Raw genomic sequence first — 17,234 nt, forward strand, 5'->3', positions numbered from 1 at the left:
TGGCGGCTACAATGCGCGCTTCGACCGTGACCAGCCTGACTAAAAAAACATGTCCTTGCCTAAACATCATCTGGAATTGCTCAGCCCCGCCCGCGACGTAACCATCGCCCGCGAGGCCATTCTGCATGGCGCCGATGCCGTGTACATCGGTGGCCCGAGTTTCGGCGCGCGTCACAACGCCTGCAACGAGGTGAGCGATATCGCCGGGCTGGTGGAGTTCGCCCATCGCTACCACGCCCGGGTGTTCACCACGATCAACACGATCCTGCACGACAACGAGCTGGAGCCGGCCCGCCAGTTGATCCATCAGCTCTACGACGCCGGCGTCGATGCGCTGATCGTCCAGGACCTGGGCGTCATGGAGCTGGACATTCCGCCGATCGAGCTGCACGCCAGCACCCAGACCGACATCCGCACCCTGGCCCGGGCAAAGTTTCTCGACCAGGCCGGTTTCTCGCAGCTGGTATTGGCCCGCGAGCTGAACCTGCAGGAAATCCGCGCCATTGCCGACGAGACCGATGCGGCCATCGAGTTCTTCATTCACGGCGCGCTGTGCGTGGCGTTTTCCGGCCAGTGCAACATTTCCCATGCCCAGAACGGGCGCAGCGCCAACCGTGGCGATTGCTCCCAGGCCTGCCGCCTGCCCTACACCCTCAAGGATGACCAGGGCCGGGTTGTCGCCTATGAAAAACACCTGCTGTCGATGAAGGACAACAACCAGAGCGCGAACATCCGCGCCCTGGTCGAAGCGGGCGTGCGCTCGTTCAAGATCGAAGGTCGCTACAAGGACATGGGTTATGTGAAGAACATCACCGCCTACTATCGCCAGCGCCTCGATGATGTCCTCGAAGACCGCCCGGACCTGGCCCGCGCCTCCAGCGGCCGCACCGCGCATTTCTTCGTGCCGGACCCGGACAAGACCTTCCACCGTGGCAGCACCGACTACTTCGTCAGCGAGCGCAAGATCGACATCGGCGCCTTCGACTCCCCGACGTTCACCGGCGTGCCGGTGGGCGTGGTGGAAAAAGTCGGCAAGCGCGACCTGCAAGTGGTGACCTTTGATCCGCTGTCCAACGGTGACGGCCTCAACGTGCTGGTCAAACGCGAAGTGGTCGGCTTCCGGGCCAACATCGCCGAACCCAAGGGCGAATTCCTCGACGAGGACGGCAAGCAGCGCTACCGCTACCGCGTCGAACCCAACGAGATGCCGGCCGGCCTGTATCAGTTGCGCCCCAACCATGCGCTGAGCCGCAACCTCGATCACAACTGGCAGCAAGCCCTGCTCAAGACCTCCGCCGAGCGTCGCGTCGGCCTGGCCTGGGTCGCTCGCCTGAGCGAGGAACGCCTGGAGTTGACCGCCACCAGCGAAGAAGGCATCAGCGCCAGCGTCGCCCTGGACGGTCCCTTCGGCCTGGCGAACAAACCGGAGCAGGCCCTGGAGCAGTTGCAAGACCTGCTCGGCCAGTTGGGCACCACCGAATACCACGCCACATCGATCAAACTGGATGCGCCCCAGGCTTATTTCATTCCCAACTCCCAGCTCAAGGCGTTGCGCCGCGAAGTCATCGAAGCTTTGACCGTAGCGCGTGTCGCGGCGCACCCACGGGGCGGACGCAAGGCCGAGACCACGCCGCCGCCGGTATACCCGGAGTCGCATTTGTCATTCCTGGCCAACGTCTACAACCAGAAGGCCCGGGACTTCTACCACCGCCACGGGGTCAAGCTGATCGACGCGGCGTTCGAAGCCCATGAGGAAACCGGCGAAGTCCCGGTGATGATCACCAAGCACTGCCTGCGGTTTTCCTTCAACCTTTGCCCCAAGCAGGCCAAGGGCGTCACCGGCGTACGCACCAAGGTTGCGCCGATGCAGTTGATCCATGGTGATGAAGTGCTGACGCTGAAGTTCGACTGCAAACCCTGCGAGATGCATGTGGTGGGCAAGATCAAGGGGCACATCCTTGACCTGCCGTTGCCCGGTAGCACGGCGCAGCCGGTGGTCGGTCATATCAGTCCGGAGGACTTGCTCAAGACGATCCCGCGTGGAGCGCATTGAGTCAGATGGATCTCGATTGACTGTGCTGTCCTCTTCGCGAGCAGGCTCGCTCCCACAGTAGCTTGAGCTTCTCCCGGACTGCCCCCTGGTTGGTGTCCAACCTTTGGGCGGCAGTCCACCCTGTGGGAGCGAGCCTGCTCGCGAAAGCGGTGAGTCAGCTTGCAGGAATGTTGAATGTGCGGGCCTCATCGCTCGCTCCCACTGGGGATTTTCATTTCTGCGCCGTTTTCGCTTTGTCGGGCGACAGATTCTGTTCAAAGGGCTCCCCTGTCGCGCATTCATGATGCTAGGTTGTAAGTGATTGTTTCATACCGTCACTTTTTCCCTGCAAAGGAATGCCTCCCACCATGAACTTCCCGTTCAAGCGTCTCGCTATCGCCACCCTCGTCCTGTCCAGCCTGTCGTCTTTCTCGATGTCGGCCTACGCCAACATTTCCGCGCAACAGAGCGCGACCCTGGTCAAAAATTTCACTGATAGCTCGGTCAACGATTTCCGCCAGTTCCTCGCAAGCGTCGCCAATAGCGAAGTTGCAAAAACCGCCAACCTCGGCCCGGCCATCAGCGCCTTCCAGGGCAACAAGACCCTGTCGGCGGAACAGCAGAACGAAATTCATCGCCTGCTGGGTATCTACGCCCGGGTAAAGTACGGCAAAGCCGCCACCGAAACCTTGCGCCAATTGGTGGAAATCCCGACCTATCGCAAGGACGGCGTTGCCCAGCATGAAAATCCTGAATTTCTCAAGATCGCCGACAAGATCAAGAGCCTGGCCGAGTCCTTCAACCTGAACTTTCGCAACATCGACAACCGCGTCTACGAGATATCCCTCGAAGGCTCGGGTGACGAAGTGGTGGGCATTCACGCCCATGCCGATGTAGTGCCGGTCACGCCGGAAAACTGGGTGCTCAAGGATGGCACCAAGCTTGATCCCTTCAAGGTCACCCTGGTGGGTGATCGCATGTATGGCCGCGGCACCGAAGACGACAAGAACGGCATCGTCGTGGCGCTCTACGCCATGAAGATCATCAAGGAGGAAAAACTGCCACTGGCGCGCGACTTCAAGCTGCTGGTCGATACCACCGAGGAAACCACCGGCGACGCCATTCCTTATTACTTCGAGCGTAACCCGACCCCGAACTACAACCTGGCGCTGGACGGCAGCTACCCGGTGGTGATTGCCGAGAAAGGCTATGGCACGGTCATGGCGAATTTCCCGCGCCGGGCGGCACAGGGTCAAGGTGCCGAGATCACGGCGTTGACGGGCGGCATGGCGACCAACCAGATCCCGTCGACTTCTGTGGCAACCTTTACCACGGACAAGCCCGCCGAGCTGGCTGCCAGCCTGGTCAAGGCGGGCACCGACTTTGCCAAGGCCAATGGCGGCGACTTTCAAGTGGCCAGCGAGGTCGTCGATAACACAGTCAAGCTGACCTTCACCGGCGTTTCGGCACACTCCTCCGAGCCCGAGTCAGGCGTCAACCCGGTCGCCAGGATGCTGGTATTCATCAATGGCCTGAACGGCACCGTTGGACTCAAGCACAATCACATCACCGACGCCGCGCGCTATGCCGCCGACAACTGGGGTCTGGATTACCTGGGGAAAAAACTCGGTATCGGTTTTTCCGACGCGTTCATGGGTCCGCTGACCGCCTCGCTGACCTACGTCGGTATGGATGACAAGGCCTTCAAGCTCGCGGTCAACCTGCGGGTGCCCGTGGGCAAGCCGACGCAAGCGCTGAAGACTGAAATTGACGACAGACTTTCGGCCTGGGCGAAGAAATCCAAGGTTGCCGTGGCCTTCGAAAACTCCATCGATGAGCCGATGTACCGCAATCCCGAAGGTGAATGGGTCAAGGCGCTGCTCGCCGTTGCCACCGAGAATCTCGGCATGGAACACAAGTTCGGCACGTCTGCCGGCGCCACCTCGGTTCATGATCTGCCCAACGGCGTGCAGTTCGGCCTGGCCATGCCCGACGTCAAGTACACCGGGCACAACGATAACGAGTTCAAGACCGTTGAGCAGTTCCTGCTGGACCTGCAGGTCGTGACCGAGATGATGGGGCGGATCGGGCAGTTGCCGAAGCTCTGAGGCCGGTGAGATCCATAGTGGCGAGGGGATTTATCCCCGTTCGGTTGCGTAGCGACCGCAAAAATATCTGGTCTGCTGCGCAGCCCAGCGGGGATAAATCCCCTCGCCACAGTTGTTCATTCCTTCAGATGATCGGTGGGTCCCGGCAGGGAGAAAGCTGCTCGCGTGGCCGCGTTGGGCTACACCTTGAACCGCGCCACCGTCTGATGCAGCGACTCCGCCATGTGTGCCAGGTCCTGCCCCGCCGTATCGGTATGCTGGGCTCCCTGCAAGACCTGCTCGGACAGGTTGCGGATGCTGACCAGGTTGCGGTCCACCTCCCGGGCCACCAGCGCCTGTTGTTCGGTGGCACTGGCAATCATCAGGTTGCGCTCGTTGATCTGCGAGATCGAGCAGGCAATCGCGTCCAAGGCTTCGCCGGAGCGCCGGGCTACTAGCAACGTCGCCTGTACCAGTTCACTGCTGCTTTGCATCGCGGTTACCGCGTCCCCGCTTTCGCGGCGGATCGTGCCGATCATTTCCTCGATTTCCCGGGTTGACTCCTGGGTGCGGTGGGCCAGCGCCCTTACCTCATCGGCGACGACCGCGAAGCCGCGGCCGGCATCGCCTGCCCGGGCCGCTTCGATGGCGGCATTCAAGGCCAGCAGGTTGGTCTGCTCGGCGATGCTGCGGATCACGTCAAGCACCGAACTGATGTCCTGGACCCGCCCGGCCAGTTGCTGAATACGCTCCGCGGCTTCGCTCACGCCGTCGGCCAGCACGGAAATGGACGCTACCGTCTCCTGGACCTGCTCACGACCATCCAGGGCAGTCTGCTCGGAAATCCGCGATGCTTCGCTGGTGCTCATGGCATTGCGCGCCACATCATCCACCGCGGCGGTCATCTGGTTCACGGCTGCCGCCGCCTGTTCGATCTCGATTCCCTGCAGTTGCAAGGAACTGCTGGTCTGGCTGCTCACGGCGCTCAGCTCCTCGGAGGAACTGGCGACCCGATCCACCGAGGTCGCGATCTGCCGGACCATGGAGTGGAGGCTCTGCTGCATCTCGTGCATGTTACTCATCATGCTGTCGCCCGAGCCCGCCCCCACGGGCACCTCGATGGTCAGGTCGCCTTGGGCGATATGGCCCAGCATCCGCGCCGCATCACCGGGCTCACCGCCCAGTGGCCGGGTAACGCTGCGGGTCACCAGCACCGCGACCGTCGCCACCAGGGCCAGGCACGCCAGCACCATCATCAGCAAATGCAGTTGCGCGTCCTGGTAGCGTGTCTGGGCCCCGCGCTCACGCTCGTCAAAAAGACGGTCCTGCATCGCCATCAGTCCGTCCAGGCTCTGGTACATCGCCTGCTCCGCCGGGGTTACGGATTGCTCCAGCTGCAGCACCGCCTCATGGGGCACGTTCCGGTGAATCAAGCCCTGCATTTGCGAAAAAGCGGCCTGGTAGACCTCGCCATTCTTTTTCAGGGCCGCTAAAGCCGCCTTGCCTTCGGGCCTTCGATCAAGCAACGGCCCGAGCGTTGCCAGCGCTTTGTCGATGCGTTGCCGCGTGTTGTCGATGGACGTCTGGGCCAGGGGATCGTTCCTGTCGATCAACAGTTCGCGAATGTGGCTGGCGTTATCCCGCACCCCCGTGGCGATGGCCATGATCGGGGCGATTTTCGGCCAGTCTCGCTGGGCGACCACTTCGGCCTGGTCGCGCAATATCCGCAGGTCGTACAAGGCGTACAACGCCACGGCGATCAAAGCGATGGGCGCAATGGAAAAACCCATGACGATTCGCTGGGCAATGGTGAGTCTGGTCATTATCAAAACATTTCCTTTCAGGGGCTCTGTTCAACGAATCCTGGCCCGCAGGTACTGAGCCTGAGGCAGATGCCCGGGCAGCAGAACCTGCGCTCGCCGGATCCACGGCTGGTGCCGGTCCGGTGAAAATGAAGAGTGGAATAGAGGGCTCAGAAACTGCTGGAAATGCTAGTGCGGATGGACTGTTTCATGTTGTAGGGCGTTTCTGATTTGCAGCGCACGCAGGGAGAAATTCAGGCTGATTACCTGATTTCCTACGGAAAACGCCCACCTGCTGGTAAGCCGCGATCAATTACGCAACTGAAAACAACTCGATTGAATACTGTGGGCTCAACCGCTCGATTTGCGTCCTCCGAAAATCCCGTGGCGAGGGAGCTTGCTCCCGCTGGGCTGCGAAGCAGTCCCAAAACCTCTGCTCTCGGTGTGTCAGGTTCATCGCGGTAAGCCTCCTTGGGGCCGCTGCGCAGCCCAGCGGGAGCAAGCTCCCTCGCCACGAAAGCGGTCAAGAGCTCTCATCTCTCGCGCCCGGAGTAAATTTTATTGCACAAGAATCGTCGCGCCCGGTCGCATAATGGTCAGCGCTGTGATCCAGTCCACTCTCCACGCCACAACGCCCCGAAGCGCACCACCGACGTACACAAGGAATGCCCGATGCCCCCACGCTCCGCCCCTGCTTCAACTGCGGCTTTGCCCGAAGGCACCGGTTTTGTCCGGGTGCGTGGCGCCCGCGAACACAACCTCAAGAACGTCGATGTGGACATCCCCCGCGATGCCCTGGTGGTGTTCACCGGCGTGTCGGGTTCCGGCAAGTCATCGCTGGCCTTCTCCACGGTTTATGCCGAAGCCCAGCGCCGCTATTTCGAGTCGGTCGCGCCATACGCGCGGCGTTTGATCGACCAGGTGGGCGTGCCGGACGTGGACAGCATCGAGGGCCTGCCGCCGGCGGTTGCCTTGCAACAGCAACGCGGCACGCCCAGCGCACGTTCCTCGGTGGGCAGCGTCACCACGCTGTCGAGCCTGATCCGCATGCTCTACTCCCGCGCCGGCAGCTACCCGGCGGACCAGCCGATGCTGTACGCCGAGGACTTCTCGCCCAACACCCCGCAGGGCGCCTGCCCGGAGTGCCATGGCCTGGGACGGGTCCATGAGGTGACCGAGGCGTCCATGGTGCCCGATCCGTCGCTGACCATCCGCGAGCGCGCCGTGGCGGCCTGGCCCATGGCCTGGCAAGGCCAGAACCTTCGCGACATCCTGGTGACCTTGGGTTATGACGTCGACGTTCCCTGGCGCGACCTGCCGAAAAAGCAGCGCGACTGGATTCTGTTTACCGAAGAGACCCCCACCGTCCCGGTATATGCAGGGCTGACCCCAGCCCAGACCCGCGAAGCGCTCAAGCGCAAGCTCGAACCCAGCTATCAAGGCACCTTCAGCGGTGCCCGACGCTATCTGTTGCACACCTTCATGCATTCGCAAAGCGCGCAGATGCGCAAGCGCGTGGCGCAATACATGCGCGCCAGCCCCTGCCCGATGTGCGAAGGCAAGCGCCTCAAGCGTCAGGCATTGACCGTCACCTTCGCGGGCCTGGACATAGCGCAGTTGTCCAACCTGGCGCTGCTGGAACTGGCCGAAGTGCTCAAGACCGTCGCGGCCCCCGACTATCTGGAGCAACCCGAAGAGCCGGGCGACGTGCTCACCCACAGCCAGACCCGAGAGGCCCGCGAGCAACGCGCCGCCCGCGGCGACAACCCGCACGCCGGCGGACCGGATGCGCGCCACACGCCGAACCTGTCCCTCGAGAAGCGCCTGGCGGCCCAACGCATCGCCGCCGAATTGTTGGAGCGGATCGTCACGCTGATTGACCTGGGCCTTGGCTACCTGGCCCTGGAGCGCAGCACGCCGACCCTGTCCTCCGGCGAATTGCAGCGCCTGCGCCTGGCCACCCAGCTCAATTCCCAGCTGTTCGGGGTCATCTATGTCCTGGACGAACCTTCCGCCGGCCTGCACCCGGCCGACAGCGAGGCGCTGTTCGGCGCCTTGCAACGCCTGAAGGCCGCGGGCAATTCCGTGTTCGTCGTCGAACACGACCTCGACACCATGCGTCGCGCCGACTGGCTGATCGACGTCGGCCCGGACGCCGGTGAGCAAGGCGGCAAGGTCCTCTACAGCGGACCACCCGATGGCCTCGGTCAAGTGCCCGAGTCCCGGACCCGCGCCTACCTGTTCGCCGAAGACCGCGCCACCGCGCGCATCCCCCGTGAACCTGAGGATTGGCTGCGCCTGGAAGGCATCACCCGCAACAACCTCGACAACCTGAGCGCAGCGTTTCCACTCGGTTGCTTCACGGCGGTGACCGGCATTTCCGGGTCAGGCAAGTCCAGCCTGGTCAGCCAGGCCCTGCTGGACCTGGTCGGTGCCCATCTGGGCCAGGCCAGCCCCAACGCGGAAGCCGAGGAGCAGAGCCTGGAAGACGAACCGGTGCAAACCAGTGGCGGCCGGGTCAGCGCCGGGCTCGACGCAATCAAACGACTGGTGCAAGTCGACCAGAAACCCATCGGCCGCACGCCGCGCTCCAACCTCGCCACCTACACGGGGCTGTTCGATCACGTACGCAAACTGTTCGCCGCCACCGAACAGGCGCAGGCGCTGGGATTCGATGCCGGACGGTTTTCCTTCAACGTCGCCAAGGGTCGTTGTGAAACCTGTGAAGGCGAAGGCTTCGTCAGCGTCGAGCTGCTGTTCATGCCCAGCGTCTATGCGCCCTGCCCGACCTGTCATGGGGCCCGCTACAACCCGCAGACCCTGGAGGTGACCTGGCAGGGGCTGGACATTTCCCAAGTGCTGCAACTGACGGTGAACCAGGCTCTAGAAGTGTTCGCCGAACAAGCGTCGGCCAGGCGCTCGTTGCAAGTCTTGCAAGACATCGGCCTGGGTTATCTGCGCCTTGGCCAACCGGCCACCGAGCTGTCCGGCGGCGAGGCGCAGCGGATCAAGCTGGCGACCGAGCTGCAACGCAAGGCTCGGGGCGCGACCCTTTACGTATTGGATGAGCCTACCAACGGTCTGCACCCCCAGGACGTGGATCGCCTGCTGGTGCAGTTGAATCGCCTTGTGGACGAAGGCCATACGGTGGTTGTGGTGGAACACGACATGCGCGTGGTGGCGCAGAGCGACTGGGTCATCGACATCGGCCCGGGAGCCGGGACACAGGGCGGGAACGTGGTGGTGTGCGGTGCGCCAGAGGTCGTTGCAGACTGTGACGAAAGCCGCACCGCGCCGTTCCTGAAAAGAGCTTTGCAACCCGCACGATGAACCGTGGCGAGGGAGCTTGCTCCCTCGCCACGAAAGCACTCTTCACATGGCGCAGCTAGCGCCTCAGCCGCATTCACCCTGTGGGAGCGAGCCTGCTCGCGAAAGCGGTGTGTCAGCTTGCATCGAAGGGCCTGGAATAGCGTTTTCGCGAGCAGGCTCGCTCCCACACGGAACAGCGTTCGCACCAAAAAGCGTCAATGAAACGTTACACATCGACAATCCGCACAACCGTTTATCAGTTTTTTGACACTTCGCCGATATGCGGTCACAACTTTTTCGCTCCGCTGGGTCATAACACGGTGGTCGCCGATGGAATATTGGCAGTCACTTAGGTTTTTAGCCTGATACGGAGATAAGTCCATGATTTTCAACGTACAAGATTTTGGCGCCAAAGGAGATGGCGTCACCGACGACACGGCGGCCATTCAAAGCGCGATCGATGCGGCAGCGGCCGCGGGCGGTGGCCAGGTGTACATGCCCACCGGCACCTACATCGTTTCGGGAGGCGAGGAACCCTCCGATGGCTGCCTGATGCTCAAAAGCAACGTCTACCTGTACGGCGACGGCATGGGCGACACCACGGTCAAGCTGGCCGACGGATCGGACACCAAGATCACCGGCATCATCCGCTCGGCCTATGGCGAGGAAACCCACGACTTCGGCGTCAGCAACCTCACCATCGACGGTAACCGCGACGCCACCACCGGCAAGGTGGATGGCTGGTTCAACGGTTATATTCCCGGCGAGGAAGGCTACGACTCCAACGTCACCCTCGACAGCGTCGAGATCAAGGACTGCTCCGGGTACGGCTTCGACCCGCATGAGCAGACCGTCAACATGGTCATCAAGAACAGTGTGTCCCACGGCAACGGCCTGGATGGCTTCGTCGCCGACTTCCTCAGCGACAGCACCTTCGAAAACAATATTGCCTACGACAACGACCGCCACGGTTTCAACGTCGTCACCAGCACCCACGATTTCACCATGACCAACAACGTCGCCTACAACAACGGCGGCAACGGCATCGTCGTGCAGCGCGGCAGCGAAGATATCCCCTCTCCCAGCAACATCACCATCACCGGTGGCGAGGTCTACGGCAACGGCGCCGAAGGCGTGCTGGTCAAGCTGTCCAGCGACGTGACCGTCACCGGCGTGGATATCCATGACAACGCCAGCGCCGGGATCCGCATCTACGGCAGCAACCATGTCGAGGTCATCGACAACACCCTCAACAACAACTCGTTGGGCGGCGCGGTGCCGGAAATCATCATCCAGTCCTACGACGACACCCTCGGTGTGTCCGGCAAGTACTTCAACGGCAGCGACAACCTGATCCAGGGCAACGTCATCAGCGGCAGCAACCTGTCCACCTACGGCGTCGCCGAGCGCAACGAAGACGGCACCGATCGCAACGCGATCATCGCCAACACCATCAGCCACACCAGCAAGGGCGCCACGCTGGTCTATGGCGATGGCAGCTATGTCAGCGCCACCGTGCCGATGACCACCGTGCAAGGCACGGCGGGCAACGACGTCCTCACGGGCACCGCCGCCAGCGAAATTTTCTACGGTGCGGCCGGCAACGACACCATCAATGGCGCGGCCGGGAGCGATATCCTGGTGGGCGGCGCGGGCGTCGACAAACTCACTGGCGGCACGGGCGCCGACACATTCCGCTTCACCAGCCAGTCCGACAGCTATCGCAATGCAACGGCGAGCTTCGACGACACCATCACCGATTTCGACGTGACCCAGGACAAGATCGATCTTGCCGGCCTCGGCTTCACCGGCCTGGGCAATGGCCGTGGCGGCACCCTGCAAGTCAGCTACAACGCCAGCAGCGACCGCACCTACATCAAGGACTACGACGCCGATGCCAGCGGCAATCGCTTCGAACTGATTCTCTCGGGCAACCTGGCGAGCACCCTGACGGCGAGCAACTTCATCTTCAATCGGGTCATCACCGGCACCACCGGCAGCGACTCTTTGTTGGGCAGCGACACCGCCGATACCTTGCTCGGCCTGGCCGGCAACGACAGCCTCAGCGGTGGCGCGGGCGACGACAAGCTCGACGGCGGCGCCGGCATGGACACCCTCACGGGCGGCGCCGGGGCGGACACCTTCGTGTTCGCCAACCGGCTGGACAGCTACCGCAACTACAACACCGGTGGCGCCAACCTGGGCGATTTGATCACCGACTTCAACATCGCTGCCGACAAGATCGACCTCTCCGCCATGGGCTTCACCGGCCTGGGCGACGGCAAGAACAATACCGTCTACCTGGTGCTCAACAGCGCCGGCACCAAGACCTACATCAAATCCCTGGAGGCCGATGCCAACGGCAACCGCTTCGAAGTGGCACTGGACGGCAATTACCTCAACACCCTGACCAGCGCCAACTTCGTCTTCGCGACAACATCGCCGACCAACCAGGCACCGGTGCTAGCCACGCCATTGCTGGACCAGAACGCCAGCGAAAAGACGCCCTTCAGCTACGTGGTGCCGGCCACCAGTTTCACCGATCCGGACAATGACAGCCTCAGCTACACCGCCAAGCTGGCCGATGGTAGCGCCCTGCCCAGCTGGCTGACGTTCGACGCCGCCACCCGCACCTTCAGCGGCACGCCACCCGACACGGCATCGGGCACTTACTCGATCCAGGTCACCGCGACCGACGGCAGCAACGCCACCGTCAGTGACAGCTTTACCCTGGCGGTGCAGGACGTGCCCGGCTCGGTGGTGATCAACGGCACGCCAAACAACGACACGCTGACCGGCACCGTCGCCAACGAACAGATTTTCGGTGGCGCGGGCAACGACACCCTCAATGGCGCAGCGGGCAACGACATCCTGGTGGGCGGCACGGGCGTGGACAAACTCACCGGCGGCACGGGCGCCGATGTGTTTCGCTACACCTCCAAGCTCGACAGCTACCGCACCGGTTCCACCAGCGCCAGTGACCAGATCCTCGATTTCGACGTGGCCGCCGACAAGATCGATGTCGCGGCGCTGGGCTACACCGGTCTGGGCAACGGGCTCAACGGCACGCTGCAAGTCAGTTACAGCTCGTCAACCAACCGCACGTACCTGAAGGACCTCACGGTCGATGCCAACGGCAACCGCTTTGAAATCTCCCTGGCGGGAAATTTCGTCAGCAGCCTGACCGCCAATCACTTTGTCTTTGCCGACCAGAACACCCCGACCAACGTGGCGCCGGTGGTAGTCACTCCGCTACTCGACCAGAACGCCAGCGAAAGCACGCCGTTCAGCTACACGGTGGCCAACAACAGCTTCAGCGACGCCAACCAGGACGTGCTGACCTACACCGCGACCCTGGCCAATGGCAGCGCCCTGCCCTCGTGGCTGAGCTTCAACGCCAGCACGCTGACTTTCAGCGGCACGCCCACCAGCACTGCGTCCGGCAACTACGACGTGCTGGTCAAGGCCACCGATCCGTCCGGCGCATCGGTCAGCGACAGCTTTGCCCTGGTGGTCGCCGATGCGCCCGCCAACACCATCACCGGCACGGCCAATGCCGAAAGCCTCAACGGTACGGCAGGCGCCGACCTGATCCTCGGCCTGGGTGGCAACGACACCATCAAGGCTGGGACCGGTGCCGACATCATCGACGGTGGCGCCGGAAGGGACTCGCTGTATGGTGACGCCGGCGCCGACACGTTCCGCTACAGCAACCTGTCCGACAGCTACCGGGACTACGACACCGGTGGCGTCACGGCCACGGACACGATCTATGACTTCACCGTCGGCGTCGACAAGATCGACGTCTCCGGGCTGGGTTTCCTCGGCCTCGGCGACGGCAGCAACGGCACGCTCTACATGACGTTGAATGCGGCCGGCGACAAGACGTATGTCAAGTCCAGCCAGGCTGATGCCGATGGCAACCGTTTCGAGATCGCCCTGAACGGCAACTACCTCAACACCCTGACCGCCAGTGATTTCGTCTTCGGCGAACGCGCCCAGCAAGACATCCTCTATCTGCCGACGCTCGGCCAATCCAACGCACGCCTGCTGCGCATGAGCGAGGATGACGATCAGTCCGGCACCTCGATGCTGGTCAATGACCTGAACAAGTACACCACCTATGACGTGCGCAGTCAGTTCAGCGACGCCGACGGCAACGGCATCGACATCGCAGTGGGTGGCAGCACGGTCAACGGCTTGTCGACCCTCGGCGCCGAGGAGCTGAAGTTGTGCTGGTGGCTGACCGACACCAACCAACCCGGGCCGGCATTGCTGCGCGCCGTGACCTTGTTGCGCGACCAGCTCACCGAACTCAAGGCCATCGACAACGTGACCATGGGTATCATCTGGGGCCAGGGCGAGGAAGCCGCCCAGGAGATCGCCCGCTCCACCGACAAGGCAGCGGCTGCGGCGGCCTACAAGGCGTCGACGCTGAAGGTTTTCGATTACCTGCACGCCCAACTCGGCAATTTCAACGTGTACCTGATGGAAACCGGTCACTACGAGCAGGACGCCGCGCGTGCCCGTGGTTACTCGGAGGAAAAGATTGCTTCCATCGTCGAGGGTGTGGGCTACGTCCGCGCCGTCCAGGAAGCCATCGCCGCCGAGCGCGCCGATGTGAAACTGGCGGTGGACTACAACGACCTGCCCTTGCGTTATGAAGTCGATCCGTTGGTGTATCCCGACGATGTCTGGCACCTGCACGAGGAGTCGGCGGAAATCGTCGGCCAGCGCCTGGCGGACTACATCGCCAATGACCTTGGCTTCCAGGGCAACCCCAACGACAACAACAGTGTGCAGGACATTTTCGACGGCGCGCAGAACGAGGGCGGGAAGATTTCCGGCACCGACCAGGCCGACACCCTGGTAGGCAGTTCCGGCAACGACATACTGGACGGTGACCTGGGTGCCGACTCGTTGACCGGCGGCGATGGTAACGACATCTACGTCGTCGACAACGCGTTCGACAGCGTGGTGGAAACCAATACCTCGACTTCGCAGATCGATACGGTACAGGCCTCGGTCAGTTGGACCCTGGGCGCCAACCTGGAAAACCTGGTGCTGACCGGCGTGTCGGACATCGACGGCACCGGTAACGAACGGCGCAACTTCATCACCGGTAACGCCGCCAACAACGTGCTCAATGGCGCGGTGGGAGCGGACAGCATGAGCGGCGGCGACGGCAACGACACCTACTACGTCGACAACGCCAGCGATACCGTGATCGAGACCAGCAGCAACCCAGTGTCCGGCGGCATCGACGGCGTCCACAGCAGCCTCGCTACCTACACCTTGGGCAACAACGTGGAGAATCTGTACGTCGACAGCGCCGGGGCCGCCAACGGGATCGGTAATGCACTGAACAACACGCTGTTCGCCGGCGTGGGCGACAACGTCCTGGACGGACGCGATGGCAACGACACTGCCTCCTACGACCGGGCCCTGGCCGGGGTGACCGTGAACCTGTCGACGTCCGCGCAGCAGAACACGGTGGGTTCCGGGCTCGACACGCTGAAGTTCATCGAGAACCTGACGGGCAGTGCCTACGCCGACACGCTGTCGGGCAACAGTGCCGGAAACATCCTCAACGGCGGTGCCGGCAATGACACGCTGGTGGGCGGCTCGGGCGATGACCGGCTGATCGGCGGCGCCGGCGCTGATAACCTCACCGGCGGCACTGGCGCGGATACCTACGCGTTTACTGCGCTGTCGGACATGGGCGTCGGCGCCGCGCGGGATGTGATCAACGGCTTCAAGACGGCTGAGCTGGATAAACTGGACTTCACCGGCCTGGACGCCAACCCGCTGACCGCCAGCATCGATGCCTTTACCTTCATCGGCAGCAACGCCTTCGACGCCAGCAACGCCACCGGCCAACTGCGTTTTGTCGATGGCATCCTCTACGGCAGCGTCAATGCCGACGCCACCGCCGAGTTCGAGTTCGAACTGGTGGGCGTCAAGGAGCTGCACGCCAGCGACTTCACCGCCTGAGTGAACGAGGGGGCTGCTGCGCAGCCCAGCGGGAGCAAGCTCCCTCGCCACAACAGCACTGATGAAGCAAACCCTGTGGGCAGGAAGCATCGGGGCCCAGGGCAGTGCCCCTTGTGGGAGCGAGCCTGCTCGCGAAAGCGGTGTGCCAGGCTGAACGGCGTTGAATGTACTGCCGTCATCGCGAGCAGGCTCGCTCCCACACGGTGCATCCGTGGCGAGGGAGCTTGCTCCCGCTGGGGTGCGCAGCAGCCCCAAAAAGGTTGATGGGGTCCAGCCTGACACCGCGCGGTGATTGGCTTTGGGGGCGCTTCGCACCCCAGCGGGAGCAAGCTCCCTCGCCACAACAGCATTGATGAAGCAAATCCTCGTGGGCAGGAAGCATTGGGGCCCAGGGCAGTGTCCCCTGTGGGAGCGAGCCTGCTCGCGAAAGCGGTGTGCCAGGCTGAACGGCGTTGAATGGACTGCCGTCATCGCGAGCAGGCTCGCTCCCACACGGTGCTTCCGTGGCGAGGGAGCTTGCTCCCGCTGGGGTGCGCAGCAGCCCCAAAAAGGTTGATGGGGTCCAGCCTGACACCGCGCGGTGATTGGCTTTGGGGGCGCCTCGCATCCCAGCGGGAGCAAGCTCCCTCGCCACAGAAGCGATGCGGCTCGGCCGGTTCCTTAGAACAGGCTTTGCACCTGTTCCAGCACCGCGCGGTTCATCTGGCCGGTGTGGGTGTGCAGGCTTACATAACTTTCGAGCATGTCCAGCTTGGTATCGAGCAGGTCGCGGCGTGCCTGGAACAGGCGTTGCTGGGCATCGAGGATGTCGACCGTCGAGCGCACGCCGCCCTGGAAACCCTTCTCGGTCGACGTCAGCGCCCGCTGGTTGGATTCCACCGCCCGTAGCATCGCCTTGCTCTTGGCGAAGCCCGCCACCACGCCCAGATAGTCGGTTTCGATAGCCTCGGCCAGCTCCTGACGCTGCACATCGTAATCGGACTGGGCCCCGGCCAGCTGGGCCTCGGCCTTGGCCACCGATGCACGCACCGCGCCGCCGCGATACAACGGGATATCCAGTTGCACCCCGACGTAGTAAGTGTCCTGGCGCGGGTCGAGCTCCTGGTACTGGCGGGTTTCCCGACGGGTCAACTGAGTGGTGAGCGACAACGTCGGATAATGCCCGGCGCGCTGGCTGTCGGCCTGGGCCTCGGCGACTTTTACCGCCGCCAACCGCGCCGCCAGCTCCGGACTGGCCTCACGGGCAATCGTTGTCCAATACGGCAGATCCTGCTCCGGCGGGATCGGGCTGCCGGCGGGGAGTTCTTCGCGCATCGCCTGGATGTCGTCGATCGGCACGCTGGCCCGCCCCGACAGTGCTCGCAGCGCAGCCACGCGGCGGGCCTGGGCTTCGGTTTCCTGAGCCTCGACCAGATCGAGCCGGGCCTGGGCCTCGTCGATATCGGTGATCGCTCCCTGGCCGCCCTCATAGAGCTTTTTGCTCTGGAGGACCAAGCCACTGATAGCGGTTTTCTGCTGGGCGATCAGCTTGAGTTCGTTCTCGGCCCGGGCCACGTCGAAATAGCCCTTGGCGACCCGATCGAACAGGGTCTGGCCGGCCACATCGAATTGTTGACTACCCAGCGCCCCCCGCGCCTTGCCTTCCTGATAAGCCGCCCAACGCCCCTTGTCATAGAGCGCCTGCTGCGCGGCCAGGGTCACACTGTTCGCCTGGTAATCGTTGCTGTTGACGTAACTGCTGTCGTCGCCGCCATCGGTACGCCCGCCATAGCCATAACGCGACGACAGCGACACTTGCGGATAAAGACCGCCACGGCCGATCGCCTCCTCCTGCCGCGACGCGTCGTAGGCATGGGTCGCCGCCTGCAAGGTCGGATCGTTGAGGCGCGAGGCATCGTAAGCGGCGATCAGGCTCAGCCCGCCCTCCGCCGCCCAGACGGGGCCGATCACCGCCCAACTGGTGCACAGGCTCAACAGCACACGGACGCCATAACGGCAACGGTCGGTCAT

The 17,234-nt window shown here is 63.0% G+C and carries 6 protein-coding genes and 1 pseudogene; 4 read left to right on the plus strand and 3 right to left on the minus strand.

All coding sequences use genetic code 11. The annotated features are described in order from the left end of the window. Positions 1-49: 49 nt before the first annotated feature. Together J3P84_RS14770 and J3P84_RS14775 are read left to right on the plus strand one after the other, a co-directional pair. Positions 50-2,053 (plus strand): peptidase U32 family protein, encoded by a 2,004-nt coding sequence (locus J3P84_RS14770; protein ID WP_434623923.1) that lies wholly within the window; start codon positions 50-52, stop codon positions 2,051-2,053. Positions 2,054-2,400: 347 nt separating this feature from the next. Continuing rightward, positions 2,401-4,140: a dipeptidase gene (locus J3P84_RS14775; protein WP_434623925.1), complete on the plus strand. Its 1,740-nt coding sequence runs from the start codon at positions 2,401-2,403 to the stop codon at positions 4,138-4,140. Between the two features lie 179 nt (positions 4,141-4,319). On the opposite strand, the gene J3P84_RS14780 is transcribed toward J3P84_RS14775, so the two are convergent. Next, positions 4,320-5,480 carry a methyl-accepting chemotaxis protein gene (locus J3P84_RS14780; protein WP_434631326.1) on the minus strand — a complete coding sequence of 387 codons (1,161 nt, stop codon included), beginning with the start codon at positions 5,478-5,480 and terminating at the stop codon, positions 4,320-4,322. Between the two features lie 15 nt (positions 5,481-5,495). Further along, a pseudogene (locus tag J3P84_RS14785) lies at positions 5,496-5,942 on the minus strand (MCP four helix bundle domain-containing protein); the annotation flags it as partial. Between the two features lie 651 nt (positions 5,943-6,593). On the opposite strand from J3P84_RS14785, the gene J3P84_RS14790 reads away from it, so the two are divergent. Continuing rightward, positions 6,594-9,251, plus strand: coding sequence for an excinuclease ABC subunit A (locus J3P84_RS14790; RefSeq protein WP_434623927.1), 2,658 nt, complete (start codon positions 6,594-6,596; stop codon positions 9,249-9,251). Between the two features lie 360 nt (positions 9,252-9,611). After that, on the plus strand, positions 9,612-15,224 hold the full coding sequence (locus tag J3P84_RS14795) for a putative Ig domain-containing protein (RefSeq protein WP_434623929.1): 5,613 nt from the start codon (positions 9,612-9,614) through the stop codon (positions 15,222-15,224). Between the two features lie 660 nt (positions 15,225-15,884). Here J3P84_RS14795 and J3P84_RS14800 read toward each other — a convergent pair. After that, positions 15,885-17,234 carry a TolC family outer membrane protein gene (locus J3P84_RS14800; protein WP_434568613.1) on the minus strand — a complete coding sequence of 450 codons (1,350 nt, stop codon included), beginning with the start codon at positions 17,232-17,234 and terminating at the stop codon, positions 15,885-15,887.

It is taken from the genome of Pseudomonas sp. Z1-29, from assembly GCF_051131995.1.
GTDB lineage: Bacteria > Pseudomonadota > Gammaproteobacteria > Pseudomonadales > Pseudomonadaceae > Aquipseudomonas.

Excerpts from the sequence above, each read along its gene's own strand:
- J3P84_RS14775 (WP_434623925.1), top strand. The coding sequence starts at position 2,401 with ATGAACTTCCCGTTCAAGCGTCTCGCTATCGCCACCCTCGTCCTGTCC.
- J3P84_RS14795 (WP_434623929.1), top strand. The coding sequence starts at position 9,612 with ATGATTTTCAACGTACAAGATTTTGGCGCCAAAGGAGATGGCGTCACC.
- J3P84_RS14780 (WP_434631326.1), bottom strand. The coding sequence starts at position 5,480 with ATGTACCAGAGCCTGGACGGACTGATGGCGATGCAGGACCGTCTTTTT.
- J3P84_RS14800 (WP_434568613.1), bottom strand. The coding sequence starts at position 17,234 with ATGACCGACCGTTGCCGTTATGGCGTCCGTGTGCTGTTGAGCCTGTGC.
- J3P84_RS14790 (WP_434623927.1), top strand. The coding sequence starts at position 6,594 with ATGCCCCCACGCTCCGCCCCTGCTTCAACTGCGGCTTTGCCCGAAGGC.
- J3P84_RS14770 (WP_434623923.1), top strand. The coding sequence starts at position 50 with ATGTCCTTGCCTAAACATCATCTGGAATTGCTCAGCCCCGCCCGCGAC.